General features: G+C 44.1%; 1 protein-coding gene. It reads right to left on the bottom strand.

Annotation, left to right across the window (positions count from 1 at the left end):
* On the bottom strand, positions 1–209 hold a 209-nt coding region (locus tag NE664_14305; GenBank protein MCQ4727807.1), incomplete at its 3' end, for an endosialidase.
* Positions 210–431: the final 222 nt, after the last annotated feature.

Genomic DNA, 431 nt, shown 5'->3' with positions numbered 1-431 from the left:
GTAAAATGCTCCACAGCAGTTCCCGGCACAGACTCATAGACGAACATGCCGTTGCGCTCCAGTTTCGTAATCTCATAAAATGTCTTCACTTTATATAAATCGCCATCGTGCTCAAAATCCTGTAATTTTGACTTTGTGCTTAATTTGTAATTACCAAAACTGATTGTTCCATCCTGCTCTGTGCGGATTAATTCTTCAATTACCGGCATCTGTACGCCCTCCTAGTATTCTTGTTTACTTATCCTTTTTGCGAAGCGCTCTGTAACGATTTCGCTTGTCATCATTATACACGAAATCAAATCAAATGGCTAGCACAACATTGTATAAATTCCTGTAAATTCTGCACCCGCTATTTACGCCAGGGGCTCGTATGCGAAGCTAGACGCAGGGTCCACTGTGCCGTCACTTCGCAGGCGGGCCCCTGACGCAAA

The sequence above is a fragment of the Anaerotignum faecicola genome, from assembly GCA_024460105.1.
GTDB lineage: Bacteria > Bacillota > Clostridia > Lachnospirales > Anaerotignaceae > JANFXS01.
This window is presented reverse-complemented; position numbering and strand designations above follow the sequence as displayed.